Annotated in this window: 23 protein-coding genes; 10 read left to right on the plus strand and 13 right to left on the minus strand. The window is 63.1% G+C overall.

Annotated features, from left to right (window positions below):
- Positions 1-208 precede the first annotated feature (208 nt).
- Together I6L45_RS06605 and I6L45_RS06610 are read left to right on the plus strand one after the other, a co-directional pair.
- Positions 209-2764 carry an EAL domain-containing protein gene (locus I6L45_RS06605; RefSeq protein ID WP_216983759.1) on the plus strand — a complete coding sequence of 852 codons (2556 nt, stop codon included), beginning with the start codon at positions 209-211 and terminating at the stop codon, positions 2762-2764.
- Positions 2765-2824: 60 nt separating this feature from the next.
- Positions 2825-3577 (plus strand): class I SAM-dependent methyltransferase, encoded by a 753-nt coding sequence (locus I6L45_RS06610; protein WP_134696742.1) that lies wholly within the window; start codon positions 2825-2827, stop codon positions 3575-3577.
- Between the two features lie 72 nt (positions 3578-3649).
- On the opposite strand, the gene I6L45_RS06615 is transcribed toward I6L45_RS06610, so the two are convergent.
- The 4 genes from I6L45_RS06615 to rhlB form a co-directional block, all read right to left on the minus strand.
- On the minus strand, positions 3650-3904 hold the full coding sequence (locus I6L45_RS06615) for a Rho-binding antiterminator (RefSeq protein WP_216983760.1): 255 nt from the start codon (positions 3902-3904) through the stop codon (positions 3650-3652).
- Between the two features lie 24 nt (positions 3905-3928).
- A complete protein-coding gene (locus I6L45_RS06620) occupies positions 3929-4915 on the minus strand; it encodes a DUF4382 domain-containing protein (protein ID WP_216983761.1) in 987 nt (328 codons plus the stop codon).
- Positions 4916-5117: 202 nt separating this feature from the next.
- Entirely contained in the window at positions 5118-6608 is a 1491-nt protein-coding gene (gene gppA, locus I6L45_RS06625; protein WP_134696715.1) for a guanosine-5'-triphosphate,3'-diphosphate diphosphatase, read from the minus strand.
- A 13-nt stretch (positions 6609-6621) separates the two neighbouring features.
- Complete coding sequence (gene rhlB / locus I6L45_RS06630; RefSeq protein ID WP_216983762.1) at positions 6622-7911, minus strand: ATP-dependent RNA helicase RhlB; 1290 nt, start codon at positions 7909-7911, stop codon at positions 6622-6624.
- Between the two features lie 113 nt (positions 7912-8024).
- Between rhlB and trxA the strand changes: the two genes are divergently transcribed.
- The 5 genes from trxA (at position 8025) to fre (ending at position 13290) form a co-directional block, all read left to right on the plus strand.
- Positions 8025-8351, plus strand: coding sequence for a thioredoxin TrxA (trxA, locus tag I6L45_RS06635; RefSeq protein ID WP_042079207.1), 327 nt, complete (start codon positions 8025-8027; stop codon positions 8349-8351).
- Positions 8352-8555: 204 nt separating this feature from the next.
- The gene (gene rho / locus I6L45_RS06640; RefSeq protein ID WP_042079206.1) at positions 8556-9821 is read left to right on the plus strand and encodes a transcription termination factor Rho; all 1266 of its coding nucleotides are present in this window, start codon (positions 8556-8558) and stop codon (positions 9819-9821) included.
- Between the two features lie 108 nt (positions 9822-9929).
- On the plus strand, positions 9930-10934 hold the full coding sequence (locus I6L45_RS06645; RefSeq protein WP_216983763.1) for a hypothetical protein: 1005 nt from the start codon (positions 9930-9932) through the stop codon (positions 10932-10934).
- 33 nt (positions 10935-10967) lie between these two features.
- Positions 10968-12437, plus strand: a complete 1470-nt coding sequence (gene ubiD, locus I6L45_RS06650) for a 4-hydroxy-3-polyprenylbenzoate decarboxylase (RefSeq protein ID WP_216983764.1) — start codon at positions 10968-10970, stop codon at positions 12435-12437.
- Positions 12438-12591: 154 nt separating this feature from the next.
- A complete protein-coding gene (gene fre, locus I6L45_RS06655) occupies positions 12592-13290 on the plus strand; it encodes an NAD(P)H-flavin reductase (RefSeq protein WP_210549800.1) in 699 nt (232 codons plus the stop codon).
- 130 nt (positions 13291-13420) lie between these two features.
- On the opposite strand, the gene I6L45_RS06660 is transcribed toward fre, so the two are convergent.
- Positions 13421-13678, minus strand: a complete 258-nt coding sequence (locus I6L45_RS06660) for an accessory factor UbiK family protein (protein WP_043763927.1) — start codon at positions 13676-13678, stop codon at positions 13421-13423.
- A gap of 301 nt (positions 13679-13979) precedes the next feature.
- Between I6L45_RS06660 and I6L45_RS06665 the strand changes: the two genes are divergently transcribed.
- On the plus strand, positions 13980-16412 hold the full coding sequence (locus I6L45_RS06665) for a VolA/Pla-1 family phospholipase (RefSeq protein WP_216983765.1): 2433 nt from the start codon (positions 13980-13982) through the stop codon (positions 16410-16412).
- Positions 16413-16599: 187 nt separating this feature from the next.
- Here I6L45_RS06665 and glpG read toward each other — a convergent pair whose 3' ends face one another.
- Positions 16600-17433, minus strand: a complete 834-nt coding sequence (gene glpG, locus I6L45_RS06670; protein ID WP_134696740.1) for a rhomboid family intramembrane serine protease GlpG — start codon at positions 17431-17433, stop codon at positions 16600-16602.
- Between the two features lie 23 nt (positions 17434-17456).
- Positions 17457-17780 (minus strand): thiosulfate sulfurtransferase GlpE, encoded by a 324-nt coding sequence (glpE, locus tag I6L45_RS06675; RefSeq protein ID WP_043763931.1) that lies wholly within the window; start codon positions 17778-17780, stop codon positions 17457-17459.
- A 163-nt stretch (positions 17781-17943) separates the two neighbouring features.
- Here glpE and I6L45_RS06680 point away from each other — a divergent pair, with 163 nt between their 5' ends.
- Positions 17944-18537 (plus strand): LysE family translocator, encoded by a 594-nt coding sequence (locus I6L45_RS06680; protein ID WP_254204376.1) that lies wholly within the window; start codon positions 17944-17946, stop codon positions 18535-18537.
- On the opposite strand, the gene I6L45_RS06685 is transcribed toward I6L45_RS06680, so the two are convergent.
- The 6 genes from I6L45_RS06685 to I6L45_RS06710 form a co-directional block, all read right to left on the minus strand.
- On the minus strand, positions 18516-19361 hold the full coding sequence (locus I6L45_RS06685; RefSeq protein WP_216983766.1) for an AraC family transcriptional regulator: 846 nt from the start codon (positions 19359-19361) through the stop codon (positions 18516-18518). The two genes, I6L45_RS06680 and I6L45_RS06685, sit on opposite strands and share 22 nt — an antisense overlap.
- A 79-nt stretch (positions 19362-19440) precedes the next feature.
- Positions 19441-20142 carry an ABC transporter ATP-binding protein gene (locus I6L45_RS06690; protein ID WP_216983767.1) on the minus strand — a complete coding sequence of 234 codons (702 nt, stop codon included), beginning with the start codon at positions 20140-20142 and terminating at the stop codon, positions 19441-19443.
- Between the two features lie 11 nt (positions 20143-20153).
- Positions 20154-20927 carry a high-affinity branched-chain amino acid ABC transporter ATP-binding protein LivG gene (livG, locus tag I6L45_RS06695; protein ID WP_216983768.1) on the minus strand — a complete coding sequence of 258 codons (774 nt, stop codon included), beginning with the start codon at positions 20925-20927 and terminating at the stop codon, positions 20154-20156.
- Positions 20924-22192 carry a high-affinity branched-chain amino acid ABC transporter permease LivM gene (locus tag I6L45_RS06700; RefSeq protein ID WP_216984185.1) on the minus strand — a complete coding sequence of 423 codons (1269 nt, stop codon included), beginning with the start codon at positions 22190-22192 and terminating at the stop codon, positions 20924-20926. Before I6L45_RS06700 ends, livG begins: the two co-directional genes overlap by 4 nt.
- Entirely contained in the window at positions 22192-23118 is a 927-nt protein-coding gene (gene livH, locus I6L45_RS06705) for a high-affinity branched-chain amino acid ABC transporter permease LivH (protein WP_134696701.1), read from the minus strand. Before livH ends, I6L45_RS06700 begins: the two co-directional genes overlap by 1 nt.
- A 64-nt stretch (positions 23119-23182) precedes the next feature.
- Positions 23183-24304, minus strand: coding sequence for a branched-chain amino acid ABC transporter substrate-binding protein (locus I6L45_RS06710; RefSeq protein ID WP_043763942.1), 1122 nt, complete (start codon positions 24302-24304; stop codon positions 23183-23185).
- 435 nt (positions 24305-24739) lie between these two features.
- Between I6L45_RS06710 and I6L45_RS06715 the strand changes: the two genes are divergently transcribed.
- The gene (locus tag I6L45_RS06715) at positions 24740-25744 is read left to right on the plus strand and encodes a substrate-binding domain-containing protein (protein ID WP_042074022.1); all 1005 of its coding nucleotides are present in this window, start codon (positions 24740-24742) and stop codon (positions 25742-25744) included.
- The last annotated feature ends 49 nt before the right edge of the window (positions 25745-25793 follow it).

Consider the following 25793-nt stretch of genomic DNA (forward strand, 5'->3'; position numbering starts at 1 on the left):
TCTTTCTCTGCCATCCATCGCAATGTCGAGTGCCAATCAGGTACTTTTTGCGACATAGTGGGATCAAAACGTGATTTTTGAGATAAAAAGGGACCTTTGGGTCCCTTTTTACAAGGCTTTTTAATATCTTGCGGAGTGCATATTTGCACTGTCGCCGCCTCTTCAGTAGAGTCGGGTTCTACCTTGCCGGGAGAGAAACAACCTTGCCATGAGGCGAGCACTCGAGTCTGTCTATCAAATCATCTCAAGCCTGTCTCATGCGAGTGGTCGGGGATATTTTGATACCTTCGTGAGTGAAATCGCCAACGTGCTCGGGGCCGATTTCGTCCTGGTTTCGGGCAAGGATCAGGCCGGGCTGTTCTTCACCGTGCATGCCGCCTATCCCGCCTCCCTCGATATCAACTCCTACAGCTTTCCCCTCGCCGCTACCCCTGGCGAGATCGCCATGCAGCAGGGAGAGGCCTGGTTCAGCGATCGCGCCCTGGAGCTCTTCCCCCATGCCGCCGTGCTGGAGCGTTGTCAGGTTCGGGCCTATGCCGGCATCGCGCTCAAGAGCGCCGAAGGGGAGACCCTGGGGCTGTGCAGCGTCATGTTCAAGCGGGCCATGCCCAGGATGGACAAGGTCATGCGCCTGCTGCGTCTGCTGGCCCCGCTCGCCGGCCGCGAGCTGGCGCTGATGTACCAGCAGGAGCGTCAGACCCAGCCTGAACTACCGGACAGCCCCCATTTCCTGGACACCATGATGTCCCACGCCCCCGTGGGGATCGGCAAGCTCGATCTGGCGGGGAACATTCTCTGGACCAATCCGGCCATCGAAAAGATGCTGGGCTACAGCCAGCAGGAGCTGCAGCAGCTCACCATCGGCGAGATCAACCACCCGGACGATTGGCAGACCAGCATTGCGCTCTACGCCTCGCTGAACCGGGGGGAGTGCCCCGCCTTCACCCAGGAGAAACGCTACCTGCACCGGAATGGTAGCGTGCTGTGGGGCCGGGTCACGGTGACCCTGATCCGCAACGAGCGGATGCAGCCCGACTACCTGATGGTGGTGCTGGAGAACATCGATTCCATCCGGCGTCATGCCGAGCAGCTCAAGCTCTCCCACCGGGTCTACGACAACCTCTCCGAGGCGATCCTGGTGTGCGATGGTGACAGCCGCATCATCTCGGTGAACCCGGCATTCGAGAAGATCACCGGCTACAGCGAGGAGGAGGCCTGCGGCCAGCGCCCCAGCATGCTCAAGTCCGGGCTGCACGATCAGACCTTCTACGCGGACATGTACCACGCCCTGAAACGGGTGGGGATCTGGCGCGGCGAGGTGTGGAACAAGCGCAAGAACGGCAAGCTCTACCCCCAGCAGCTGATGATCAGCGCCCTGCGGGAAGAGGGCAGGATCAGCCAGTACATCGCCATTTTCAGCGACATTTCCCAGACCAAGCTGGCGGAGCAGAAGATCGCCACCCAGGCCAACTACGACAACCTGACCGGGCTGCCCAACCGTTGGCTGTTCGGCCGCTGCCTCACCCGCTTCTGCGAGCGGGGGGAGCGTTTCGCCCTGATGGTGCTCGACCTCAACAACTTCAAGGCGGTCAACAACAGCATGGATCACCATGTGGGCGATGCCCTGCTGCGGGAGGTGTCGGATCGGCTGGTGAGCCGCGTGCGGACCGAGGATGTGGTGGCCCGCATCGGGGGGGACGAATTTGCCTTCCTGGTGCCCGGCATCGTCAACCGGCGCCAGGCCGAGGTGTTTGCCAAGCAGGTGATCGGCGGCTTCGCCCGCCCCTTCATGCTGGCCAACCAGCACCTCTATGTGACGGCGACCATGGGCATCACCCTGTGCCCCCACGACGGGGAGGATGGTGACGAGCTGCTGCGCAACGCGGAGCAGGCCCTGTTTGTCGCCAAGCGGCAGGGGCGCCCCCTGGGATCCTACAACGCCTCCATGCGGGAAGAGGTGAGCCAGCGCCACCAGATGCAGCGCGATCTGGCGGAGGCCATCAAGCTGGGACAGCTGACCATGGCCTACCAGCCCATCTGGGACAACCGCAGCGGCCGGGTCGCCAAACTGGAGGCCCTGGTGCGCTGGTATCATCCCCGGTGGGGCCAGGTCTCGCCGGCGGACTTCATCCCCCTGGCGGAGGAGGCGGGGCTCATCCAGGGGCTCGGGGCTCTGGTGCTGTGGCAGTCGTGCCGGGATCTGGCCAGGTTGCAGCAGTCCGGCTTCCCGGATCTGCAGATGTCCATCAACCGCTCCACCCTGGAGTTCCAGACGATAGATCCGGAGGCGAGCGAGTGGCTCAGGGTGATACGCCACTTCAACCTGGATCCGGCGGACATCATCATCGAAATCACCGAATCCCTGCTGATGGAGAGCAGCGATCAGCACAGGGTGCGGATCGACGCGCTGCGCGAGGCGGGCTGCAAGCTGGCCATCGACGACTTCGGCACCGGCTACTCGGCCCTCAACTATCTGCGCACCTTCCCGGTGGATCTGGTGAAGATCGATCGCTCCTTCGTGCGCCACATCCCCTTCAACGAGCAGGACAGGCTGCTGCTCGACGGCATCATCAACATAGTGCACAACCTCGGCATGCAGGTGGTGATCGAGGGAGTGGAGACCCGGGAGCAGCTCAACTTCCTCTGCCAGAAGGGATGTGCCTTCACCCAGGGATATCTGCTGAGCCGCCCGCTGCCCTTCGACGATCTGGTGGAGTATCTGGGTCTCAACCGTCAGGGGATGAACCTGACCACGGTGAGCTGATCCCCCGCATCTGCTATCATGCCGGCTTCTGCGCCGTGATGAGTTCGTGTTATGCCCCATATTCAGGTTTTCAGTGAAGTCCCCGCCCGCGATGGCGAGCTCGACGCCCTGCGCCAGCGCCTCGCCGACGTGGAGTTTCCCGCCCCCTTTGCGCTGGTGCTGACCGAGTCGCGGCTGGAGCTGCGCAAGCTGGACGAACCCAAGCTGGGGGCCGTCTATGTGGATTTCGTGGAAGGGGCAGTCGCCCATCGCCGCAAGTTCGGCGGAGGGCGCGGCCAGTCCATCGCCAAGGCGGTGGGACTCAAGTCGGGGGCCATGCCGACCGTGGTGGATGCCACCGCCGGTCTGGGACGCGATGCCTTCGTGCTGGCCTCCCTTGGCTGCAAGGTGACCCTGATCGAGCGCAGCCCTGTGGTGGCGGCCCTGCTGCAGGACGGCCTGAGCCGGGCGGCCATGGATCCCGAAATAGGCCCCTGGGTGCGCGAGCGGATGCAACTGCGGCAAGGCCCGGCGGTGGAGACCCTGCTGGCGCTGGCCGAGCGGCCCGAGGTCATCTACCTCGACCCCATGTTTCCTCACAAGCAGAAGTCGGCTCTGGTGAAGAAGGAGATGCGGGTGTTCCAGTCTCTGGTGGGGGCGGATCTGGACGCCGATGCCCTGCTGCCGGCGGCGCTCAGGATGGCGGACAAGCGGGTGGTGGTGAAGCGCCCGGACTACGCAGGCTGGCTCAACGAGCACAAGCCCAGCATGGCCATCGAGACCAAGAGCAACCGCTTCGACGTCTACGTGATGGCGGCCCTGGGGGCGAGCTGATGCCAGTCGCCATGGCGGGATAAAAGAAAGGAGGGCCAACCCGGGGTTGGCCCTCCTTTTTGTGTCGGGGGATCAGAGGAGGGGGGCGAAGTGGATCCGCTTTGCCTCACCCTGCCAGACCAGATCCAGAGTGGCCAGATCGGCCAGGCTCAGGCGCTCGTTGCTGGTCAGCAGCAAGTACTCGACCCCCTCGTTGGCCGCTATGGTCCGGATCCCGTCCGTCCATTGGCGGCCATGCCGATCGGTGATCGTCACCGGCAGGTGCCAGCTGGCGGCGATCTCGAGCCAGTCATAGAGGTCGCAGGCGATGGGTTGGTAGTCGCTCATGGTGCCGTCGCCTCCTCATAGGCCTTACTGGAAGTCGATGGTGGTGGCGGGGGCGGCCACGATCCGGTCTTTCACTACCAACTCTTGCTGCAATGCGTCGCCAGCCAGCTCGGGATCATCCTCGTCACCGTTGCAGACCAGCACGGCATCATAGTGCCCCAGTTCCACGAAACCCAGCTCGTAACCGAAGACACCGTTGTTCAGCACCACGGGGGCGCTGGCATAGAAGCCGTTGTCGCTGTCGGCCATGTCGGGATAGGCGTTGTCGCCCTCCGGGCGCAGCTCGTCATAGAAGTAGACGAACGCCTTGTCGGTCAGCTGACCGCCACAGAGCCCGGCAGACACTGTTCCCCTGACGGTGGCGACCTCGGTGGTGTTCACCAGTCGCACCCCTCTGGGCTTGAGCTTGTAGTACTCCTCGTGGCCCGGCAGCACCATGGAGTGGCGCAGATCGAATTCGGTGGTAAAGGCGCTGAGGCCGTTGGCGGCGATGGTGAAGGCATCCAGCTTGAGCTCGCTGCTGGGCACCTCCAGCGGTTTGATCACGCCGTCATCCTGCTTGACGTAGGAGTAGGGGGTGCCGTCCAGGAACTGGTTGGCCACCTCACGCCCGTCCAGTACCCGCAACCGCATCTGGCTGTATTCGCCGGGGACCACGCTCTGGCTGGCCAGCAGGGGGCGACTGGCGGAACCCTGATAGCTCAGCAGATCGATATAGGTGAACAGCGGATGGCCGCTGCCATCGAGGGGGATGCTCTCCCCGGTCGGGGTGCAGCCGTCGTCCTGGGCCGAGGTCAGGAAACTGGCTGTCGTCCAGTTCTGCTCCCCCCCCGTGACCGGGTTGATGCTGATATTGGAGACGGCGATGCAGACCTTGCTGACCGAGTCCACCGGGGCGTCGGAGAAGGCCAGGGACATCTGGGCATTCGGCTGGCTGTTGTTGTCGCCGTCACCGCCGCCACCGCAGGCGGTCAGCAGGGCGGTCAGGGCTATCAGGGGTATGTGTTTCATGGTTTCCGTTCCTATGGGAGAGACCATTCAACTCTAGCCGAGTGGTTGGCACTGACTAGCCGGGCGGGAAAGGCGACATGACCGGAATTGATTAAAAAAATAATAAAATCAATGGCGAGGCCTTGAATGGCACCAGCAGTGGGTGCGAAGGAGCTTGTCGGAACAGACGGAAAAGAGAGCAGAACGGGCGCGGGGCGCCCATTCAGGCTTCGAGCAGGCGGGTGGGCCAGCCCATCTTCTGCTGGCGCTCCACCTCGAGGCGCAGTTCGCTGGCGCGCAGGTAGTGCTCATCCAGCCAGCCCTTGGGCAGGGTCAGGGTCAGGGTGTCCTCATCGGCCTGCAGCAGGAATCTGGGCACTGTGCCCTGGGTGCGGCGCATGCAGAGGATGAGAGAGATGCGCAGGATGCGGGCCAGCCGTATCGCCTGACGAGCGGTGACAGCGCCCTGCTTCTCCAGCGGCTCTGGCTTGAACTCGTCCCGCTGGTTGAACAGCAGGGCCGACAACAGCTTCTTCTGTGCAGGGGTGAAGCCCGGCATGTCGATGTTGTCGATGATGTAGGCGGCGTGCTGGGGCGCCTTCTTGTATTCGATGCAGAGGCCTATCTCGTGCAACAGGGCTGCGTAGCGCAGGATCGGACGGCCGTAGCGCTTGGAGAGGCGCCAGGCCGGTTGCAGCTGGGCGAAGGCCTCGATGGCGGTGTCGCGCACCCGCTCGGCATGCTCCTTGTCCAGCTGATAGCGGCTGATCAGGCTGTCTGCGGTGCGATCCCTGGCGTCACAGTCGTGATTGTTGCCGAGCAGGCCGTAGATCAACCCCTCGCGCAGCGCGCCACCGGCCAGGGTCATGCTCTCGATGCCGAGGGTCTCGAAGATGGCGATCAGGATGGCGAGACCGGAGGGGAACACGGTCAGCCGCTCGGCGGCCAGCCCTTCGAGCTGCAACTGATCGAGCCTGCCACAGGCGATGGCTTGCCCCATCAACTCCTGCAACTTCGGCAGGGTGACACGCTCGCTCTTGCCCTGGGCCAGCATGATCTCCTGCAGCGCCTGGACGGTGCCGGAGGCGCCGACGCAGGTACGCCAGCCGAGGACGCGGTAATCCTCTGCCACCTTCTCCAGTACCGCCTTGGCGGCGGCGATGGCCTGCTCGAAGCGGGTCTCGGAGAGCTCGCCATCACCGAAGTGGTTGTTGAGCCAGGTGACACAGCCCATGTGCAGGCTGTTGAGCAGCTTCGCCTCGCTCTGCTCGCCGATGACCAGCTCGGTGCTGGCCCCGCCGATGTCGATCACCAGCCGGTTGCCTTCCCCCGCCGAGGTCCAGGAGACCCCCTCGTAGATGGTCTTGGCCTCTTCCTCACCCGAGATGATCTCGATGTTGTGGTTGAGCACCCGTTCCGCTTCCTGCAGGAAGTCGTCTACGTTGGTGGCCAGTCGCAGGGTGGCGGTGCCGACTACCCGGATGTTGTCGGAGGGGATGTCCTGCAGCTGCTCCGAGAACAGGCGCAGACAGTCCCAGCCCCGCTCCATGGCGGCGCGGTTCAGGCGAAAATCGGCATCCAGGCCGGCGGCGAGGCGAACCTTGCGTTTGACCTTGGTGACGGTGCGCAGAGCGCCAGCGACCTCGCGCACCACCAGCATATGGAAGCTGTTGGAGCCGAGGTCGATGGCGGCATAGAGAGGCGAGTTGTGCAACTGGGCCTGTCCCTCAGTTCTTGCGGGGGGGACGACGACGGTTGTTGCTGTTGCCACCGCCCTGGCGATCCCGCATGTTGCGGTTCACCGGCTGACGGTTGCGGAACACCCGTTTCGGCGCGGTCACGTCATCCAACAGTGCCTCACGGTCGTACTTGCTGACCGGGATGGGGTGGTGGATGTACTCCTCGATGGCCGGCAGGTTGAAGGCATAGTCTTCACAGGCCAGGCTGATGGAGTGACCGCTTCTGCCGGCACGGCCGGTACGACCGATGCGGTGGACATAATCCTCGGCATCGTCGGGCAGGTCGTAGTTGAAGACGTGGGTCACGTCGGGGATGTGCAGACCACGGGCAGCCACGTCGGTGGCAACCAGGATATCCAGCGTGCCCTTGGTGAACTCGTCCAGGATCTTCATCCGCTTCTTCTGCGGCACGTCGCCGGTCAGCAGGCCGACGCGGTGGCCGTCGTTTTCCAGCCAGGCGTGAACGTCCTCACAGACGTGCTTGGTGTTGGCGAAGACGATGGCCTTCTCCGGCCACTCCTCTTCCATCAGGGAGAGCAGCAGCAACATCTTGTCTTCGTTGGAGGGGTAGAAGAGCTCCTCCTTGATCCGCACGCCAGTCATCTGTTCCGGCTCGACCTGCACATGCTCCGGGTGGTTCATGTGCTCGTAGGCCAGCTCCTGTACCCGCAGGGAGAGGGTGGCGGAGAACAGCATGCTCAGACGCTCGGTGGCGGGGGGCATGCGGCGGAACAGGAAACGGATGTCCTTGATGAAGCCGAGATCGAACATGCGATCCGCTTCGTCCAGCACCACGACCTGGATGTTGCCGAGATCGATCACCTTGGACTTGAAGTAGTCGATGATGCGACCCGTGGTGCCGATCAGGATGTCGACACCCTGTTCCAGCACGGCCAGCTGCTTGTCGTACCCTTCACCGCCGTAGGCGAGGCCGAGCTTGAGCCCGGTAGAGACAGACATGCTCTCTGCATCGTTGTAGATCTGGACAGCCAGCTCCCGGGTCGGGGCCATGATGATGGCGCGGGGCTGGTTGATGAGGCGCGGCTTGGTCAGCGGATGGGTCAACAAATAGTTGAAGGTGGCCGCCAGGAAAGCCAGGGTCTTGCCGGTCCCCGTCTGGGCCTGACCGGCGAGGTCATGACCTTCTACCAGCAGGGGCAGGGAGAGTGCCTGGATGGGCGTGCAATAGTGAAATCCCTTTGATTCCAGACCAGCCAGAACTTCGGGTTCGAGGCCCATTTGGGCGAATTTTTCGGTCGTTAGATGTGTTTTGCTCATGGCGGTAGGTTATCAGGTTAGGCTTGCAATAATAAACAGGATCATTTCAAATAGGGCAACTATTGCCTTTGTTGAAGCATCAATAAAGCCTTAATTACTGACTGGAGTTGGAGATGAGTGACAAGATTGTTCAGCTGAGCGATGCCAGCTTCGAGGCCGATGTAATCAAAGCCGACAGCCCCGTTCTGGTCGATTTCTGGGCTGAATGGTGCGGTCCGTGCAAGATGATCGCCCCGATCCTGAACGAGGTTGCTCAGGAATACGAAGGTCGCGTGACCGTGGCGAAATTGAACATCGATCATAACGCCGACACTCCGCCCAAGTATGGCATTCGCGGTATCCCGACCCTGCTGCTGTTCAAGAATGGCGAAGTGGCAGCCACCAAGGTCGGCGCCCTGTCCAAGACTCAGCTGAAAGAGTTCCTGGACGGTAACCTGTAATAATCAAGAAGGAGCGCATTGCAATAATGCGCTCCTTGTGTTTTATCACCTAGACGCTCATCCCGATTGGTGCTAGTTTATCGCTCGTTTGCTAACCTTTTTGCCTGACTCTTTGCTTCACAAGCCTGGCAAGTCAAATCCGATCAGCATCAATCCAGCAGACTGTCTCCTCATTTCAATCCTTGCTTACAGACTTTCACCACTATGAATCTGACTGAACTAAAGAACACTCCTGTGTCCGAGCTGGTACAGCTTGGCGAATCCATGGGGTTGGAAAATCTGGCTCGGGCGCACAAGAAAGACATCATCTTCGCGATCCTCAAGGCGCACGCCAAGGGTGGCGAGGATATCTTTGGCGACGGTGTGCTGGAAATCCTGACCGATGGTTTCGGTTTCCTGCGCAGTGCAGACGGCTCTTACCTCGCTGGCCCGGATGACATCTATGTCTCCCCCAGCCAGATCCGTCGCTTCAACCTGCGTACCGGCGATACCATCTCCGGCAAGATCCGGCCGCCGAAAGAGGGTGAACGCTACTTCGCCCTGCTCAAGGTCAACGACGTCAACTACGACCGCCCGGAAAACTCCCGCAACAAGATCCTGTTCGAGAACCTGACCCCCCTGCACGCCAACGAGCGTCTGCGCATGGAGCGTGGCAACGGTTCTACCGAAGACATCACCGCCCGCGTGCTGGATCTGGCGTCTCCCATCGGCAAGGGCCAGCGTGGCCTCATCGTCGCACCGCCCAAGGCCGGTAAGACCATGCTTCTGCAGAACATCGCCCAGAGCATCGCCTACAACCACCCCGACTGCGAACTGATCGTCCTGCTGATCGACGAGCGTCCGGAAGAAGTGACCGAGATGCAGCGAATGGTGAAGGGCGAAGTGATTGCCTCCACCTTCGACGAGCCGGCCTCCCGTCACGTCCAGGTCGCCGAGATGGTGATCGAGAAGGCCAAGCGCCTGGTCGAGCACAAGAAGGACGTGGTGATCCTGCTGGACTCCATCACCCGTCTGGCCCGTGCCTACAACACCGTGATCCCCTCCTCCGGCAAGGTACTGACCGGTGGTGTGGACGCCAACGCCCTACACCGTCCGAAGCGCTTCTTCGGTGCGGCCCGCAACGTCGAGGAAGGCGGTAGCCTGACCATCATCGCCACCGCGCTGATCGACACCGGCTCCAAGATGGATGAAGTCATCTACGAAGAGTTCAAGGGCACCGGCAACATGGAGCTGCACCTCTCGCGCAAGATCGCCGAGAAGCGCACCTACCCGGCCATCGATATCACCCGCTCCGGCACCCGCAAGGAAGAGCTGCTGACCGCGCCGGACGAGCTGCAGAAGATGTGGATCCTGCGCAAGATCATCCACCCCATGGGGGAGATCGACAGCATCGAGTTCCTGATCGACAAGCTGTCTGCGACCAAGACCAACGACGAGTTCTTCGACTCCATGAAGCGTCAGCAGAAGTAACTGCCTCTTGGCATGACAAAACCGCGGCCCAGGTCGCGGTTTTTGTTTATCTATTTCACGGCTGGCTTAGTAGTATGTGAGCCTAGATGTCACAAGGACAGGGACGTCATGAAGCTAGTGTTACTCATATGGATTGGCTGGTTGCTGGCCGCTCCCGTCTACGCCGACACGCCGCCGCAGCTGCAGGGGCCGCTGGTGGCAGACGAGGGGCTGCAGGGCCACCGTGAATACCTGGACAGCCGGCTGGCACAGGGGCAGTTTGATGCCATGGATTCGCTGCTGGAGACGCTGTCCGTGGGGCAGCGGGAGTACCTGCTGTTCCAGCTGCTGAGCGATCTCAAGTCGGCATCCGCCCCCAGCCCGGCGCTGCAGGCCTGGGTGCGGGCGCAGGCCGCCAAGGCGCCGCAATGGCTGGTGGAGGGGAAGGTGGACGGCTTCCTGGTCCAGCTGCCCGCCTACGACTTTGCGGCCGAGGCCAGGCTGGTGCTGCAGCACTGGCAGCAGCTGGCCTGGCAGGGCAACTACCGCCAGCTGCTGGAACAGGATCGCTTCGACTTCAAGCAGATCTACTACAGCAGTAATCCGGACCTGCCCCAGCAGCAGGAGGCGCTGCTGGCCGTGCTCGATGGACAGCCCCCGGTCGTGCTGCGGCGCGAGGCGGGTCGGCTCGCCACCCTCAACCTCTTCCTGCCGGACAACCAGCTGCTGCTGCACCTCATCGAGCAGACCGGGGACACGGCGCTCTACCTCAAGTTGTGGCGCCAGCCCGTGGATCACGACAGCCTGGCGGCGTTGCACGCCATTCCCCGCTTCTACACAGGCCAGGAGGCGAGCGATCTGCTGATCGCCGCCAGCCGCAACGAGCGCCTGATGGTACCCGCCCTGCGCCAGCTCAGCCGGCTGTCGCCGCTGCCGGAAGGGGCCCAGCAATACCTGCTGGCAGAGCTCGGCAAGCATCAATATGGGGGGCTGGTGGCCGGCTTGCTGCTGGAGATGGACGAGCCCAGGCTGCTGGGACAACTGGCGGACAGGCTCACCCGGCAGGAGCGGCGTCACGCCTCGTCCGTCATGGTGTCCGATACGGGTACACCGGATACGCGGCCAGGGTTATAATGCGGGACCTCCTGATCCCGCTAGGGTACCTGCATGAAATACAAGGACTTGCGTGATTTCATCGCGCAGTTGGAACAAAACGGCCAGCTCAGGCGCATCAGTCGCGAGATAGATCCCTATCTGGAGATGACCGAGATCAGCGACCGTACCCTGCGTGCGGGTGGCCCGGCCCTGCTGTTCGAAAACCCCAAGGGCCACACCATGCCGGTGCTGACGAACCTGTTTGGCACGCCGGATCGGGTCGCCATGGGGATGGGGCAGCCCAACGTCGGCGCCCTGCGTCAGGTGGGGACCTGGCTCTCCTATCTGAAGGAGCCGGAGCCTCCCCGCGGGCTCAAGGAGCTGATGGAGAAGCTGCCCATCTTCAAGCAGGTGCTCAACATGCCGACCAAGCGCCTCTCTTCCGCCCCCTGCCAGCAGGTGGTGCTGGAAGGGGATGCTGTGGATCTCGACCAGATCCCGATCCAGCACTGCTGGCCGGGGGACGTGGCCCCCCTGGTGACCTGGGGTCTGACCATCACCCGCGGCCCCTACAAGAAGCGCCAGAACCTCGGCATCTACCGCCAGCAGAAGATCGGCAAGAACAAGCTCATCATGCGCTGGCTGGATCACCGCGGCGGCGCCATCGATTTTCGCGAGTGGCAGGAGGCGCACCCCGGCGAGCGCTTCCCGGTGGTGGTGGCGCTCGGCGCCGATCCGGCGACCATACTCGGCGCGGTGACGCCGGTGCCGGATACCCTCTCCGAATACGCCTTCGCAGGTCTGCTGCGGGGCAGCCGCACCGAGGTGGTGAAGGCGCTGAGCTGCGACCTGGAGGTGCCCGCCAGCGCCGAGATCGTGCTGGAAGGGTACCTGGAGTCGGGCGAGATGGCTCCGGAAGGCCCCTACGGGGATCATACCGGTTACTACAACGAGGTGGACGAGTTCCCGGTCTTCACCATCACCCACATCACCAAGCGGCGGGATGCCATCTATCACAGCACTTACACCGGCCGTCCGCCCGATGAGCCGGCGGTGCTGGGGGTGGCACTGAACGAGGTGTTCGTGCCGCTCTTGCAGAAGCAGTTCCCCGAGATCGTGGACTTCTATCTGCCGCCGGAGGGGTGCTCCTACCGGATGGCGGTGGTCACCATCAAGAAGCGCTACCCGGGCCACGCCAAGCGGGTGATGCTGGGGGTCTGGTCCTTCCTGCGCCAGTTCATGTACACCAAGTTCGTGATCGTCTGCGACGACGACATCAACGCCCGGGACTGGAAGGACGTGATCTGGGCCATCACCACCCGGATGGACCCGGCCCGCGACACCACCCTGATCGAGCACACCCCGATCGACTACCTCGACTTCGCCTCGCCAGTGTCGGGGCTCGGCTCCAAAATGGGGCTCGACGCCACCAACAAGTGGCCGGGGGAGACCAATCGGGAGTGGGGTCAGCCCATCGTCCAGGACGAAGCGGTGAAGCAGAAGATCGACGCCATCTGGGACGAGCTGAAGATCCTCGACTGAGGAACTCCCCGACGGACGGCCATGCCGACGCAAAAGTGCGGTATTGCCGTGCCGAATTGGGTATGCTCGACTGACCTGACCACTTGACTGGTCGCCACAACAATAGTGAAACCATGAGCGAAGCGGGCCGGGCAGGCCCCTCACAAGGACAAGAATGCAACGTATCAAGTGCCGCGTAGAGGAACTGCGCGAATATGTCGACACCATCTGGCACGTGGCCCTGACGCCGCAGCAGGAGGTGAGCTTCAAGCCAGGCCAGTATCTGCTGGTGGTGATGAGCGATTCGGACAAGCGCCCCTTCTCCATCGCCAACTCGCCGACCCGTGCCGGTCGGCTGGAGCTGCAGATCGGCGCCACCCCGGAAAACGCCTATGCCGGCCAGGTGCTGGCCCGCATGCGCGAACAGGGCGAGATCGAGGTCGAGCTGGCCGCCGGCAAGGCGTTCCTGCGGGACGAGTCTCCCCGTCCGCTGATCCTGATGGCGGGTGGCACCGGCTTCTCCTACGCCCGCGCCATCCTGGAGTATCTGATCGACAGCGGCAGCAAGCGCCCCGTGTTCCTCTACTGGGGCGTGCGTCAGGCGCACTGGCTCTACGAGCTGGAGCAGGTGCAGCAGTGGGAGCGCGACTATGCCCCCCTGACCTTCATCCCCGTGGTGCAGGAGCCCGAGAGTGACTGGACCGGCAAGACCGGCCTGGTGCACAAGGCCATCATGGATGACTTCGTCAGCCTGCATGACTACGACATCTATGTGGCGGGCCGCTTCGAGATGGCGGGCGCCGCCCGGGAAGAGTTCAAGGTGCTGGGTGCCGAGCCCGAGCGCATCTTCGGCGACGCCTACGAGTTTATCTGACCCCGAACATGCAGGCGGCCAATAAGCGCTGACGGCATGTCACGGCCTAATCGCCCCTACGCTGATCGTCAGAAACAACAAACCCCAGCCAGGCTGGGGTTTGTGCTATCTACTGCCGGGTCAGGCCGGATCACTCGCCCTTGGCGGCGAGCTGCTGCTCCAGCTGGGCCAGCTTGGCCTCCAGGGCAGCCAGCTTCTCCCGGGTGCGCAGCAGCACCTTGGTCTGAACGTCGAACTCTTCGCGGCTGACCAGATCCAGCTTGTTCAGCTGGGCCTGCAGCACCTGGCGGGTCTTCTTCTCCACCTCTTCACCCATGCTGCGGATGCCGGGCGGCAGGGAGTTGTGAATCTGTTTGGCGATCTCTTCCAGTTTTTTCGGGTCGATCATGAGGGTCTCCTTAAGCAATGGCGCCATTCTACCGACAAATTCCCCCCTTTGCCGAGATCGGGGCGGCTTTTTGCGCCACGGAGGAAATGAGGCTCTGGTCGGGTCTGGTGGCGAGGGGAATGCTGCTACCCTCTGGCGCCCGGGCTCATTTCCAATTCCTTGATGCTGTACACAAAAAAATCAGATCAGATGACCGACCAGAGGCTTATTAATTGTTGCGATGCTGTTAATATGGCTCGGTCGGGTTTGAACCCTACCCCGTCAGGCTCATCATGGATAACAACATAAAAGAGATAAGGATATGAAGAAAAAGCTAATTTATGCCGCCGTCATCAGTGCGCTGCTGAGCGGTTGTGGTGGCAGTGACGACAACACAGGCGATACCTCAAGCTATCTCGATTATCTGCTGAGCGGTTCCAATGCGGTGCGACCCAGCGCCCTGGCTGCCCGTGCCACCGACGGCACCCTGAAGTTCTCGACGGAAACGGCCGATCTCTCCAACCCTGTCTCCGCACTCTCTACCCTGGATGGCTGGTCTACCACCCAGGCGATCCAGATCGTGCCCGTGACGGCCTCCGGTATCCAGGTCAAGGCGCCGGCTGCCGCCGAGTTCGCCGCCTCGGTGGCCCCCCTCTACCTGATGGAGCTGGACTTTGACAGCTCCGCCCTGCGCCCGAGCGGCGTGAAGAAGGTCCTGACCTACGGGGTGGACTTCGTGGTCGCCGAGTCGACCGGCAAGCTGAATCTGGTGCCGCTCAAGCCGCTCAACCCCTCCTCCTACTACATGATAGTGGCGACCGATGCGCTCAAGGACAGCACCGGCAACCCTCTGCGTCCGGGTAGCGACTACAGCAGCTACAAGGGCACCACGGGCGGCACCGCCCAGGAGCAGACCATCAGCGGCCTGATCGCGCTGCAGGAAGGGCTGTTCAAGGCAGCCACCGGTATCACCAGCGACCACGTCATCTTCTCCGACTGGTTCGGTACCCAGTCCGGTGCCGACGTGCTGGTGGCGGTGAAGGGGGCGGCCGCGGCCGTGCTCAAGGCCGATCCGGCCACTCTGGATGCCGCCAAGGTATGGAAGCAGGACGCCCTGGGCAACACCAGCCTGCCCGGTACTTACATGGCTAGTTGGGATGCTAGTGCTCCTCTTTTCATGGATGCACTTGATAACGTATCGGACCTGTTACTGCCTGTAGATTCAAAAGAGGCAATTAAAGCTGGAGTCGCTGCCGCCGGTTTAACCCCTGTCGCAAATGTCACTAAGGTCTATACCGGCACCGTCAAGCTGCCCTACTTCCTCTCTTCCCCGGCCACCGCCGGCTCCTGGGACAAGGCGAAGACCCAGTCCTGGCACGGTGCCATCCCCAGCCTGTACGCCATCGCCAACGCCTTGAAGGCTCAGGATACCGAGGTGATCGGCGGTCTGGTGGGGGCGGGCGTGGATCCGGACCTGCTGGGCGAACTCATCGCCGATCCGACCCGTCAGGCCGAGCTGCTGGCGGAGGCGAGCAAGCTGATCGGGGTGACTCTCACCTCCGGCGGCAAGGCGCTGGATCCCGAGATGAACGTGGGTCGCTTCAACCCGCTGCCGGCGCTGGAAGAGGTGCAGTCCGTGCCGATGCGCATCTTCGCCAAGGATGCCCTGAACACCATCACAGACGTGATCATCTATCAGCACGGCGTCACCTCGGTGAAGGAGAACGCCTACGCCCTGGCCCTGGGTCAGATCTATGCCGGCATGCAGGCAGGCAAGAACGTGGCCGTGGTGGTGATCGATCATCCGCTGCACGGCGAGCGCGGCTTCGCCCTGACCGGCAGCATGGACTCGGTGACCACCTCCGACAACCCGACCCCCTACCTGAACCTGAGCTACCTGACGGTGGCACGAGACAACCTGAAACAGAGCGTGGCGGATCTGCTGGGTCTGCGTCTGGCGGTGGGCCTGGCCAACAGCCAGAACGCCATCGGTCAGAAGGGCAGCCTCAAGGTTCACTTCCTGGGTCACTCCCTGGGGGCCATCGCGGGGGCCAGCCTGCTGGGGGTCGCCAACCAGTCTCTTGGCAGCGACCAGGCGGATGCCCTGTTCAAGTTCGACACCGGTGGTCTGGCCATGCCGGGTGGCGGCATAGCGCCGCTGCTGCTGAACTCGCCGACCTTCGGCCCGACGATCCAGATGAGCGTGCTGACCTCTGGCAGCGCCGCCCTGAAGACGGCCTTCACCGCCTACGCCCCGAACTGCAAGGCGGCGGTACCGACCTGCTTCGTCAACGAGTTCCTGCCGAGCCTGGATGCCGCCACCCAGGCGAGCGCGGCCAGCACCCTGCAGAGCTACAGCTTCGCGGCCCAGTCGGTGCTGGATTCGGCCGACCCGATCAACCTCGGCAGCGGCATCGCGGCGAGCTTCCCGCTATTTGCCACTGAAGTCGTCGGCGACGGCGCGCTCAAGCTCTCGGATCGGGTGATCCCGAACAGCATCGTCAGCGCGCCTCTGGGGGGCACCGAGCCGCTGTTCAAGGTGCTCGGTCTGGGCGAGCTCAGCGACACCCAGCTGGGGGCGGTCCATCATGCCGCCCGCTTCGTGGCCGGTGGTCACAGCTCGCTGCTGGCACCGGACGAGAACTTCGATCCGACCGGCGCCGTCACCACAGAAATGCAGACCCAGTTTGCCAGCTTCTTCATGAGCGGCGGCACTGCGGTCAAGGTGACCGATCCCACCCTGCTCAAGCAGTAAGCCTGTTGGCCAATAAAAACGCCGCCCCTCGGGGCGGCGTTTTCGTTTCTGGCAATGAGTACAGGGATCGTCAGGCTGGCCTGTGGTGCCTGTCCAGCCAGCCTTGCAGCAGGCCGACCAGCAGACCCACCAGATGAGCCATGTTGGCGGTCACTATGGCTGCCGAGCAGTGGCCGACAACCAGGCCTCACACCGGCTTGTGGTGCCTGTCCAGCCAGCCCTGAGCCAGTCCCACCAGCAGGCCCGCCAGGTGGGCCATGTTGGCGGTGCTGGTGCCTAGCATGTCGAAGAAGCCGAGCACCAGCCAGACCAGCATGAAGCCCATCAGGGCCGGCGGCATGGCGAGGCCGCAGGCTGGCTGCAGCCTGGCCCGCAGCCAGCTGTAGCCGAGCAGGGCATAGACCACCCCGGAGAGGCCGCCGAAACGCGGGCCGCTCGCGAAGAACTCGGCGATGTTGGGCAGGGCGGCCCCGACGATGAGCAGGATGAACAGCTTGCCGCTGCCGAGGCGCTGCTCGATCTGGCCGCCGAGGTACCACCACCACAGCAGGTTGAACACCAGGTGCAACACCGAGAAGTGGATGAAGGCCGGGGTGATGTAGCGCCACGCCTGCCAGTCGGTGAACTGGGCCAGGGTGGGGTGGAAGGCGAGCTCATCGAAGATGGGCAGGCCGATGGCATCCAGGGCGTAGATGGCCAGACAGGCGATGATGACCACCAGGGTCAGGGGGCCCGCCTGGTGGAGGAAATCGGTGACCGGATCCGTCATCCCCTTGCTGTAGTCGATGCGGGCGTCGGCCCGGCCGGACTGCCAGGAGGCTTCCATGTAGCGGGGGTGGCTCGGCTCGGCCAGGAAGCGTTTGACCTCCTGCTGGGCCTGGGCGAGGCGTCGCTCGTCCGCCAGCCAGACCGAGACGCCGAGCTCGGACTGGGTCAGCTCGCACGGGATGCCCAGGGTGGCGAGGTAGTCCACCAGCGCCTGGGCCATGCGGGCGTCTCCCAGCACCAGCAGCTGGATCATGCCGGAGGGGGCCTGGTCACCCGTCATGCATCGCCCGCCTGGATCGGGAACTCCCTGCGCCAGGCCTCGAAGCCGCCATCCAGGCTGTACACCTCGTCATAGCCCTGCTGCAGCAGGTATTGGGCCGCCCCCTGGCTGCTGTTGCCGTGATAGCACATCACGATGACCGGGGTGTCGAAGTCCACCTCGTTCATAAAGCGAACCAAAGAACCATTGGTCAGGTGGAAGGCGCCGACCGCATGGGCGGTCTCGAAGGATTGGGGGTCGCGAATGTCCACGAGACGGGCTTCACCGGCGCTCAGCTTCTGGTGGGCATCATGGGCGCTGATATGGGCAAACTGGTCCATTGAGATGTCCTGAAAATGGAGGATTGAGGGGCAGTTTACCGCAAGCCGGGGCTGGCGCTAAGTGCGCAATGCGCCCGCATTTCAGGGGATCGCAATTTTCTTCAATATCGGTCGGCGCGGGCTGGATAGGCTGGTGACTCACTCCCTTGTATGAGCATCACCCATGGAAATCAGTCTGTTGTTGTCCATGGCCGGGTTTGCCCTGGCCATGTCCATCTCCCCCGGCCCGGTCAACCTGGTCGCCCTCGGCGCCGGCGCCCGTTACGGCTTCCTGGCCAGCCTGCGCCACGTGGTGGGGGCCACCCTCGGCTTCATCCTGCTGCTCCTGCTGATGGGGCTGGGGCTTGGCGGCGCCCTGTCCCGCTGGCCCCTGGTGGCCGGCGTCCTGCACTGGGGCGGCGTGCTCTTTCTGTGCTACCTGGCCTGGCAGTTGCTGGTGGACTCCGGTCGGGTGGAGGGGGTGGACGGCGTGCCGCCCGCCTTCTGGTACGGTGCCCTGATGCAGTGGCTCAACCCCAAGGCCTGGCTGGCGGCCAGCATGGGGATGGGGGCCTACGGGATCGCGGGCGGGGTGGGGCAGATAATGCTGTTCACCGCCCTCTATCTGGTGATCTGCCTCGGCTCCATCGCTTGCTGGGCCTATGCGGGCAGTCGATTGCAGGGGTGGCTGGTGTCGCCCCGTCGGCTGCGTGGGTTCAACCGGGCCATGGCGCTGCTGTTGCTGCTCAGCGCGGTCTATCTGGTGCGCTCGTCCTGAGGAGCGAGCCCGGCGCGGTACTGCCCCGGGGTGGCGGCAACCCGGCGCTTGAACTGGCGCTGGAAGTGCGCCTGATCGGCGAAGCCGCTCGCCAGGGCCACGTCGGCCAGGGGGTGGCCTTGCCTGAGCAGGGTGCGGGCGTGGCGGATGCGGCGATCGAGCAGGTAGGCGTGGGGCGTCATGCCGTAGTGGCGGCTGAAGGCGCGCACGAAGTGGGAGGGGGTGAGCCCTGCCACCGCGCTCAGCTGCGCCAGGGTGAGGGCGCAGGCACTCTCGTCCTGCATCAGCTCGGCGGCCCGTTGCAGGTGTTGGGGCGGGCGATCGTCCCAGCTGGCCGGGGTGAGCCTGGCCAGCAATTGTCGGCTGAAGAGGTGGCAGGCCACCTCGCGAGCCAGGGGATCCGGCTCCTGCACCAGTTGCCGATGGAGCCGGCACAGCCCCGGATAGAGCAGGGGATCCCGGCTCGCGGTCATGTCGAAGGGGCGAAATTCGGCCCCCAGTCCCGCCTCCTCCTGCTGGCGCTGCAGCCAGCCGGTATCCAGGTAGAACATCAGATAGGACCAGGGCTGGTCGGCAATGGGGTTGCAGGCGTGTACCTCCTCCGGGTTCATCAGCACCAGGCTGCCGCGACCGACCTCCTGCCGGCTGCGCTGGTTGAGGTAGTGGCTGTGGCCGCCGGTGATGGCGCCGATGGAGAAGTGGGGGTGGCTGTGCTTGTCGTAGCAGACGCGTCGACCATCCTGTACCGCACGCGCCTCGATGAAGGGTAGGGCGGGGTCGTGCCAGAAGTGGTGGTGATCCTGTCTCTCCCTCGACCGGCTCAAGGGGTGAGCCCCCGGGCGGGAGTCTCCCCCGGCCGCGCCGGGTGGGCGCGGTCGGGGGAGATGGGGTGGCAATGCACGCTTAGCCGCCGAGGTAGGCCTGGCGGACGGCCGGGTTGGCCAGCAGGGCCTCCCCGGTGTCCTGCAGCACCACGCGGCCGTTCTCCAGCACATAGCCGCGATCCGCCAGCTTGAGCGCCTGGTTCGCGTTCTGCTCCACCAGGAAGATGGTCATCCCCTTCTGGCGCAGCTGCTCTATGGTGTCGAAGATCTGCTGGATGACGATGGGGGCCAGCCCCAGGGAGGGTTCATCCAGCAGCAGCAGGCGCGGCTTGCTCATCAGGGCGCGGCCGATGGCCAGCATCTGCTGTTCGCCGCCGGACATGGTGCCGGCCCGCTGATCCAGCCGCTCGTGCAGCCGGGGGAACAGGGCGAAGATCTGATCCAGCAGGCCCTGCTGCTCCGCCTTGTCGACGAAGAAGGCCCCCATCAGCAGGTTCTCCTCCACCGTCAGGCGGGCGAAGATGCGACGCCCCTCCGGCACCACGGCGATGTCCTTGCGCATGATGCGGGCGGTGCTGAGGTCGTTGATCTGCTCCCCCTCGAACCAGATGCTGCCGCTGCTGGGCTTGGGTTCGCCACAGAGCGTCATCAGCAGGGTGGTCTTGCCGGCGCCGTTGGCACCGATCAGGGTGACGATCTCGCCCTCTTTCACTTCGACGCTGACGTCGTGCAGCGCCTGGATCTTGCCGTAATGGGTCGATACGTTGCGAAGTTCTAACATCTTGCTTCTTCCTATGACTCGCCCAGATAGGCCTTGATCACGGCCGGGTTGCTACGAATGTCGTCCGGCTTGCCGTTGGCCAGGGGCGTGCCCTGGTTGACCACGAAGATGCGGTTGGAGATCTCCATCACCAGCTTCATATCGTGCTCTATCAACAACACTGACACCCCGAACTCGTCCCTCAGGTTGGAGATGAGCTCGTTGAGCTCGTCCGTCTCGTGGGGGTTGAGGCCGGCGGCCGGTTCATCCAGCATCAGCAGCTCGGGCCGGGTCGCCATGCAGCGGGCTATTTCTAGGCGGCGCTGCTGGCCATAGGCCAGGTTGCCGGCGGCGCGGTTGGCGAGATCCTTGAGCCCCACCTTCTCCAGCCAGAAGGCGGACTGCTCCAGCCCCTCTTTCTCGGCGCGGCGGAAGGAGGGGGTCTTGAACAGGCCGGCGAGGAAGCCGGTGTTGAGGTGCCTGTGCTGGGCCACCAGCAGGTTTTCCACCGCCGTCATCTCCTTGAACAGGCGCACGTGCTGGAAGGTCCGCACGATTCCCTTGCGGGCGATGAGGTGGCCGGGCAGGCCCTGGATCTCCTCGCCCTTGTAGCGGATGACGCCGCCGCTCGGGCGGTAGAAGCCGGTCAGGCAGTTGAAGATGGTGGTCTTGCCTGCGCCGTTGGGGCCTATGATGGAGATCACCTCCCCCTTGTTCACGTCCAGCTTGACGCCGTTGACCGCGAGCAGGCCGCCGAAGCGCATCGACAGATCTGAGACATCCAACAATGTGTGATTGTTGCTCATTTACGCAGCTCCATATGGGGTCGACTCATGGGCAGCAGTCCCTGCGGCCGCCAGATCATCATGAATACCATCAAGAGACCGAACATCAGCATGCGATATTCGTTGAACTCGCGGGCGAGCTCCGGCAGCACCGTCATGACGATGGCCGCCAGCACCACCCCGATCTGGGAGCCCATGCCCCCCAGCACCACGATGGCCAGTACGATGGCCGACTCGATGAAGACGAAGGACTCCGGGCTGATGAAGCCCTGGCGCGAGGCGAAGAAGCTGCCGGCGAAGCCCGCGAAGCAGGCGCCTATGGTGAAGGCGGTCAGCTTGATGATGGTGGGGTTGAGCCCCAGGGATTTGCAGGCGATCTCGTCCTCCCGCAGCGCCTCCCAGGCGCGGCCGAGCGGCATGCGCAGCAGGCGGTTGATGACGAACAGGGTGGCGATCACCAGCACCAGCGCCATCAGGTAGAGGAAGATCACCTTGTGGTTCGCGTTGTAGGCGATGCCGAAGAACTCGTGGAAGGTCTCGAAGCCGCCATCCTTCACGGTACGGTTGAACTCCAGGCCCCCCAGGGTCGGCTTGGGAATGCCGGAGATCCCGTTCGGGCCGCCGGTCAGGCTGGTCATGTTGTTGAGCAGGATGCGGATAATCTCGCCAAAGCCCAGAGTCACGATGGCCAGATAATCCCCCCGCAACCGCAGCACCGGGAAGCCGAGCAGGAAGCCGAAGGTGGCTGCCATCAGGCCGGCGATGGGCAGACACTCCCAGAAGCTCAGGCCGAAGTAGCTGTTGAGCAGGGCGTAGCTGTAGGCACCGACCGCGTAGAAGCCAACATAGCCGAGGTCCAGCAGGCCGGCGAGGCCCACCACCACGTTCAGGCCCAGCCCCAGCATGATGTAAATCAGGGTGAGTGTGGCCAGATCGATGGCGCCGCGGGAGGCCATGAAGGGCCAGCTCACCGCGAACAGCAGCACCAGCACGGCAGTCAGGTTATAGAGCTTGGGCGCCTCCTCCGGGCTCGGCAGCACCAGCTTGGTGAAGCCGACGGAGAAGCCGCTGATGGAGGCCTGGAACAGGCGCGCGATCTGGCCGCGCAGCATCTGGAACCAGAAGACGATGGTGGCGCCCCCCAGCAGCCAGGCCAGCGACACATCGAGGCGGCTCACCACCAGCAGGCGGGAGCCCTCGGTCTCCAGCTTGAAGCCGAGCAACCAGAAGGAGAGCACCAGCAGCATCAGGCTGGCGATGCAGGCATGGATGAATTGGCGTTTCATCATACTTTCTCCACTTCCGGACGACCCAGGATGCCGGTCGGCATAAAGAGCAGCACGAAGATGAGCAGGGCAAAGGCCATGACATCCTTGTACTCGGTGCTGAGGTAGCCGGCGGTGAGCGCCTCGACCACCCCCAGCAGCAGGCCGCCCAGCACTGCACCCGGAATGCTGCCGATGCCACCCAATACCGCGGCGGTGAAGGCCTTCAAGCCGGCCATAAAGCCGAGGTAGGGGTTGATGACGCCGTAATACATGCCGAGCAGCACGCCGGCGACGGCGGCCAGGGCTGCCCCCAGCACGAAGGTGATGGAGATGACCACATGGGTGTCTATCCCCAGCAGGTTCGCCATCTTGATGTCTTCCGAGCAGGCGCGGCAGGCGCGGCCCATGCGGGAGCGGCCGATGAACTGGGTCAGGGCCAGCATGGTGACGAAGGTCACCACGAAGATGATGAGCTGCATGTAGGAGAGGCTGGCCTGGAAGCCGTCCTCACCGCCGAGGGACCAGCCCCCGGAGATCAGGGTGGGCATGGCGATGTCGCGCGAGCCCTGTGCCATCCGCATCATGTTTTGCAGGAAGATCGACATGCCGATGGCGGAGATGAGGGGGATCAGGCGGTTGCCACCCCGCAGCGGGCGATAGGCCACCCGTTCTATGGTCCAGCCATAGCTGCCGGTGATGATGATGCTGACGAGGAAGGCGCCCCCCAGCAGCAGCACTGTGCTGTCGATGCCCATCATCATGAGCCCCGCCATCACCATAAAAGCGACATAGGAGCCGATCATGTAAACCTCGCCGTGGGCGAAGTTGATCATGCCGATGATGCCATAGACCATGGTGTAGCCGATGGCGATCAACGCATAGGTGCTGCCTATGGTCAATCCGTTCAGCAACTGCTGAACCAGATAGAGAAAGTGTTCGGACATACTGCGTTCCCTGTACTTGCCCGTAAAGAAAGGAGGGGTGACTCACGTCACCCCGGTCGGCAGATTATTTGACTTGGGTGGAGGTTCCGTCGGCGTGCCACTGGAAGACACCGAACTCGAAGCCTTTGAGGTCACCGTTCGGTGCCCAGGTCAGGGGGCCCATGACGGTGTCGATCGGTGCAGCCTTGATGGCGGCAGCCACGGCAGCCGGGTCATCCTCACCCGCCTTGGCGATACCGGCAGCCAGGGCCTGCATGGCAGCGTAGGTGGTCCAGACGAACGGACCGGAGGAGTCCTGACCCTTGGCCTTGAACGCTTCCACGATGGGAGCGTTGGCCGGGACCAGGTCGTACTTGTTCGGCAGGGTGACCAGCAGGCCTTCGGAAGCCGGGCCGCCGATGGCGGAGATGTCCTTGTTACCCACCCCTTCCGGACCCATGAACTTGGCCTTCAGGCCCTTCTCGCCAGCCTGGCGCAGGATCAGGCCCAGCTCCGGGTGGTAGCCGCCGTAATAGACGAAGTCCACGTTCTCTTTCTGCAGCTTGGCGATCAGGGCGGAGAAGTCCTTGTCGCCGGCGGTGATGCCTTCATAGGCCACGACCTTGACGCCGGCCTTGTCCAGGGCGGCCTTCACGCTGGAGGCGATGCCTTCACCGTACTGCTTCTTGTCGTGGATGACGGCCACGCGCTGGGGTTTGACCTGCTCGATGATGTACTTGGCGGCGGTCGGGCCCTGGTCGCTGTCCAGGCCGATGGTGCGCAGGGTCAGCTGGTAGCCGCGCTCGGTGATCTTGGGGTTGGTGGAGGCCGGAGTCACCATCAGCACCCCTTCATCTTCATAGATGTCGGAGGCGGGCAGGGTGTTGTCGGAGCAGAGGTGGCCGACCACGAACTTGACGCCGTCGTTGATCACCTTGTTGGCGATGGCAACGGCCTGCTTGGGATCGCAGGCGTCGTCATAGATGACGGCTTCGATCTGCTTGCCCTTGATGCCACCGGCCTTGTTGATCTGCTCGACCGCCATCTTGCCACCGGTGAACTGCATGTCGCCGTACTGGGCGACCGGGCCGGTCAGGGGGCCGGCGATGCCGATCTTGATGGTGTCGGCCGCATTGGCCATGGAGACTGATCCAAACAGAGCCAAAGAAACCGCTGCTCTGACTGCCATTTTGCTGAAGTTATGCATTGATTCGTCCCTTAATCAGTGAAATGTTTCATTTTATGCACGTCATTCCGAGCCTGTGTCCCGCCAGCCCGGCGATAGATAAGGTTCTATCATTCCTCACCGTGCAATAACAAGATGTTAAAGATACTAACCGGACGGGGGTGGGGGGGCGTTTTGTGGAGCAAACAACCTGCCATGTTTGTCGTTTTGGAATTTAATCCTGTTTTGTTTGGTTAACATATTAACAACACAGGGCTGGTTGGCAGAAAATCAGAGTAAAAAGCTGACGATATTTCATTCTGCGTCTGCTCTCATTTTGACCAAATTTCGTTTGCGCAAATAGAAATGACCGCCTAGATTAGCCAGCATTGACAATTCACTGGCAGCTCTCGTTAAAACCAAGCCTTTATTCGGGAAATCTGCTACTGTTCCGCTTTTGTTATTCAGGAGACAGAGATGGCCACTATCAAAGATGTCGCCTCACGGGCAGGCGTATCCATCTCCACCGTCTCACATGTACTCAATCACACCCGTCGGGTCAGCGAAGATGCAACCCAGAAAGTGCTTGAGGCGGTGGCCGAACTCAACTACGCGCCGAACTCGGTGGCGCGCAGCCTCAAGATCAATGCAACCAAGACCATCGGGATGCTGGTGACCACCAGTGCCAACCCCTTCTTCGCGGAAGTGGTGCAGGGGGTCGAGGCGTACTGCTTCGAGCAGGGGTACAGCCTGATCCTCTGCAATACCGAGAACCAGCCGCCCCGCCAGCAGCACTATCTGCGCATGCTGATGGAGAAGCGGGTCGACGGTCTGCTGGTGCTGGGAACCGACATCGATACCCAGTTCAGGGACATGCTGCGCATCCACAAGAACGTGCCGCAGGTGGTGCTGGATTGGGGCAACGAGTGCGACTTCGCCAACGTGATCAACGACAACGCCCGCATCGGTGCGCGTCTGGCCGTGCGCCATCTGCTGGAGCAGGGCCACACCGACATCGTCTGCATCACGGGTCACCTCGCCAAGCCGACCACCCAGCAGCGTCTGGACGGGGTGCGCGATGCCCTGGCCGAGCAGGGCCTGACCCTGAAGGACGAGCAGATCTTCGAAGGGGACTACGAGAGCCAGAGCGGCTTCGATGCCATGCAGCGCATCCTGGCCCTCACCCCGCGCCCGACCGCGGTGTTCGCCTTCGATGACCCCATGGCCATCGGCGCCATTTGTGCCGCCTGGGAAGCCGGGGTCAAGGTGCCGGACGACATCTCCATGATCGGCTATGACGACGTGGAGATGGCGCGCTTCTCCAGCCCGCCGCTCACCACCATCCGCCACCCCAAGGCCGAACTCGGCCTGCTGGCGGTGCAACAGCTGGTGAGCCGGATCCGCAACAAGGAGCTGGAAGTCGAGTCCATGACGGTGCAGCCAGAGCTTATCGTTCGCCGCTCGGTCAAATCCCTGCGCTGATCCCTGCGCCGCCCGCGAGGCTGGCCCATGAAAAACCCCCTCCATCCCG

It is taken from the genome of Aeromonas sp. FDAARGOS 1415 (assembly GCF_019048365.1).
Taxonomy (GTDB): domain Bacteria; phylum Pseudomonadota; class Gammaproteobacteria; order Enterobacterales; family Aeromonadaceae; genus Aeromonas; species Aeromonas taiwanensis.

Excerpts from the sequence above, each read along its gene's own strand:
- I6L45_RS06605 (WP_216983759.1), top strand. The coding sequence starts at position 209 with ATGAGGCGAGCACTCGAGTCTGTCTATCAAATCATCTCAAGCCTGTCT.
- I6L45_RS06615 (WP_216983760.1), bottom strand. The coding sequence starts at position 3,904 with ATGAGCGACTACCAACCCATCGCCTGCGACCTCTATGACTGGCTCGAG.
- I6L45_RS06620 (WP_216983761.1), bottom strand. The coding sequence starts at position 4,915 with ATGAAACACATACCCCTGATAGCCCTGACCGCCCTGCTGACCGCCTGC.
- rhlB (WP_216983762.1), bottom strand. The coding sequence starts at position 7,911 with ATGAGCAAAACACATCTAACGACCGAAAAATTCGCCCAAATGGGCCTC.
- trxA (WP_042079207.1), top strand. The coding sequence starts at position 8,025 with ATGAGTGACAAGATTGTTCAGCTGAGCGATGCCAGCTTCGAGGCCGAT.
- rho (WP_042079206.1), top strand. The coding sequence starts at position 8,556 with ATGAATCTGACTGAACTAAAGAACACTCCTGTGTCCGAGCTGGTACAG.
- I6L45_RS06645 (WP_216983763.1), top strand. The coding sequence starts at position 9,930 with ATGAAGCTAGTGTTACTCATATGGATTGGCTGGTTGCTGGCCGCTCCC.
- ubiD (WP_216983764.1), top strand. The coding sequence starts at position 10,968 with ATGAAATACAAGGACTTGCGTGATTTCATCGCGCAGTTGGAACAAAAC.
- fre (WP_210549800.1), top strand. The coding sequence starts at position 12,592 with ATGCAACGTATCAAGTGCCGCGTAGAGGAACTGCGCGAATATGTCGAC.
- I6L45_RS06660 (WP_043763927.1), bottom strand. The coding sequence starts at position 13,678 with ATGATCGACCCGAAAAAACTGGAAGAGATCGCCAAACAGATTCACAAC.
- I6L45_RS06665 (WP_216983765.1), top strand. The coding sequence starts at position 13,980 with ATGAAGAAAAAGCTAATTTATGCCGCCGTCATCAGTGCGCTGCTGAGC.
- glpG (WP_134696740.1), bottom strand. The coding sequence starts at position 17,433 with ATGATCCAGCTGCTGGTGCTGGGAGACGCCCGCATGGCCCAGGCGCTG.
- glpE (WP_043763931.1), bottom strand. The coding sequence starts at position 17,780 with ATGGACCAGTTTGCCCATATCAGCGCCCATGATGCCCACCAGAAGCTG.
- I6L45_RS06680 (WP_254204376.1), top strand. The coding sequence starts at position 17,944 with ATGGAAATCAGTCTGTTGTTGTCCATGGCCGGGTTTGCCCTGGCCATG.
- I6L45_RS06690 (WP_216983767.1), bottom strand. The coding sequence starts at position 20,142 with ATGTTAGAACTTCGCAACGTATCGACCCATTACGGCAAGATCCAGGCG.
- livG (WP_216983768.1), bottom strand. The coding sequence starts at position 20,927 with ATGAGCAACAATCACACATTGTTGGATGTCTCAGATCTGTCGATGCGC.
- I6L45_RS06700 (WP_216984185.1), bottom strand. The coding sequence starts at position 22,192 with ATGAAACGCCAATTCATCCATGCCTGCATCGCCAGCCTGATGCTGCTG.
- livH (WP_134696701.1), bottom strand. The coding sequence starts at position 23,118 with ATGTCCGAACACTTTCTCTATCTGGTTCAGCAGTTGCTGAACGGATTG.
- I6L45_RS06710 (WP_043763942.1), bottom strand. The coding sequence starts at position 24,304 with ATGCATAACTTCAGCAAAATGGCAGTCAGAGCAGCGGTTTCTTTGGCT.
- I6L45_RS06715 (WP_042074022.1), top strand. The coding sequence starts at position 24,740 with ATGGCCACTATCAAAGATGTCGCCTCACGGGCAGGCGTATCCATCTCC.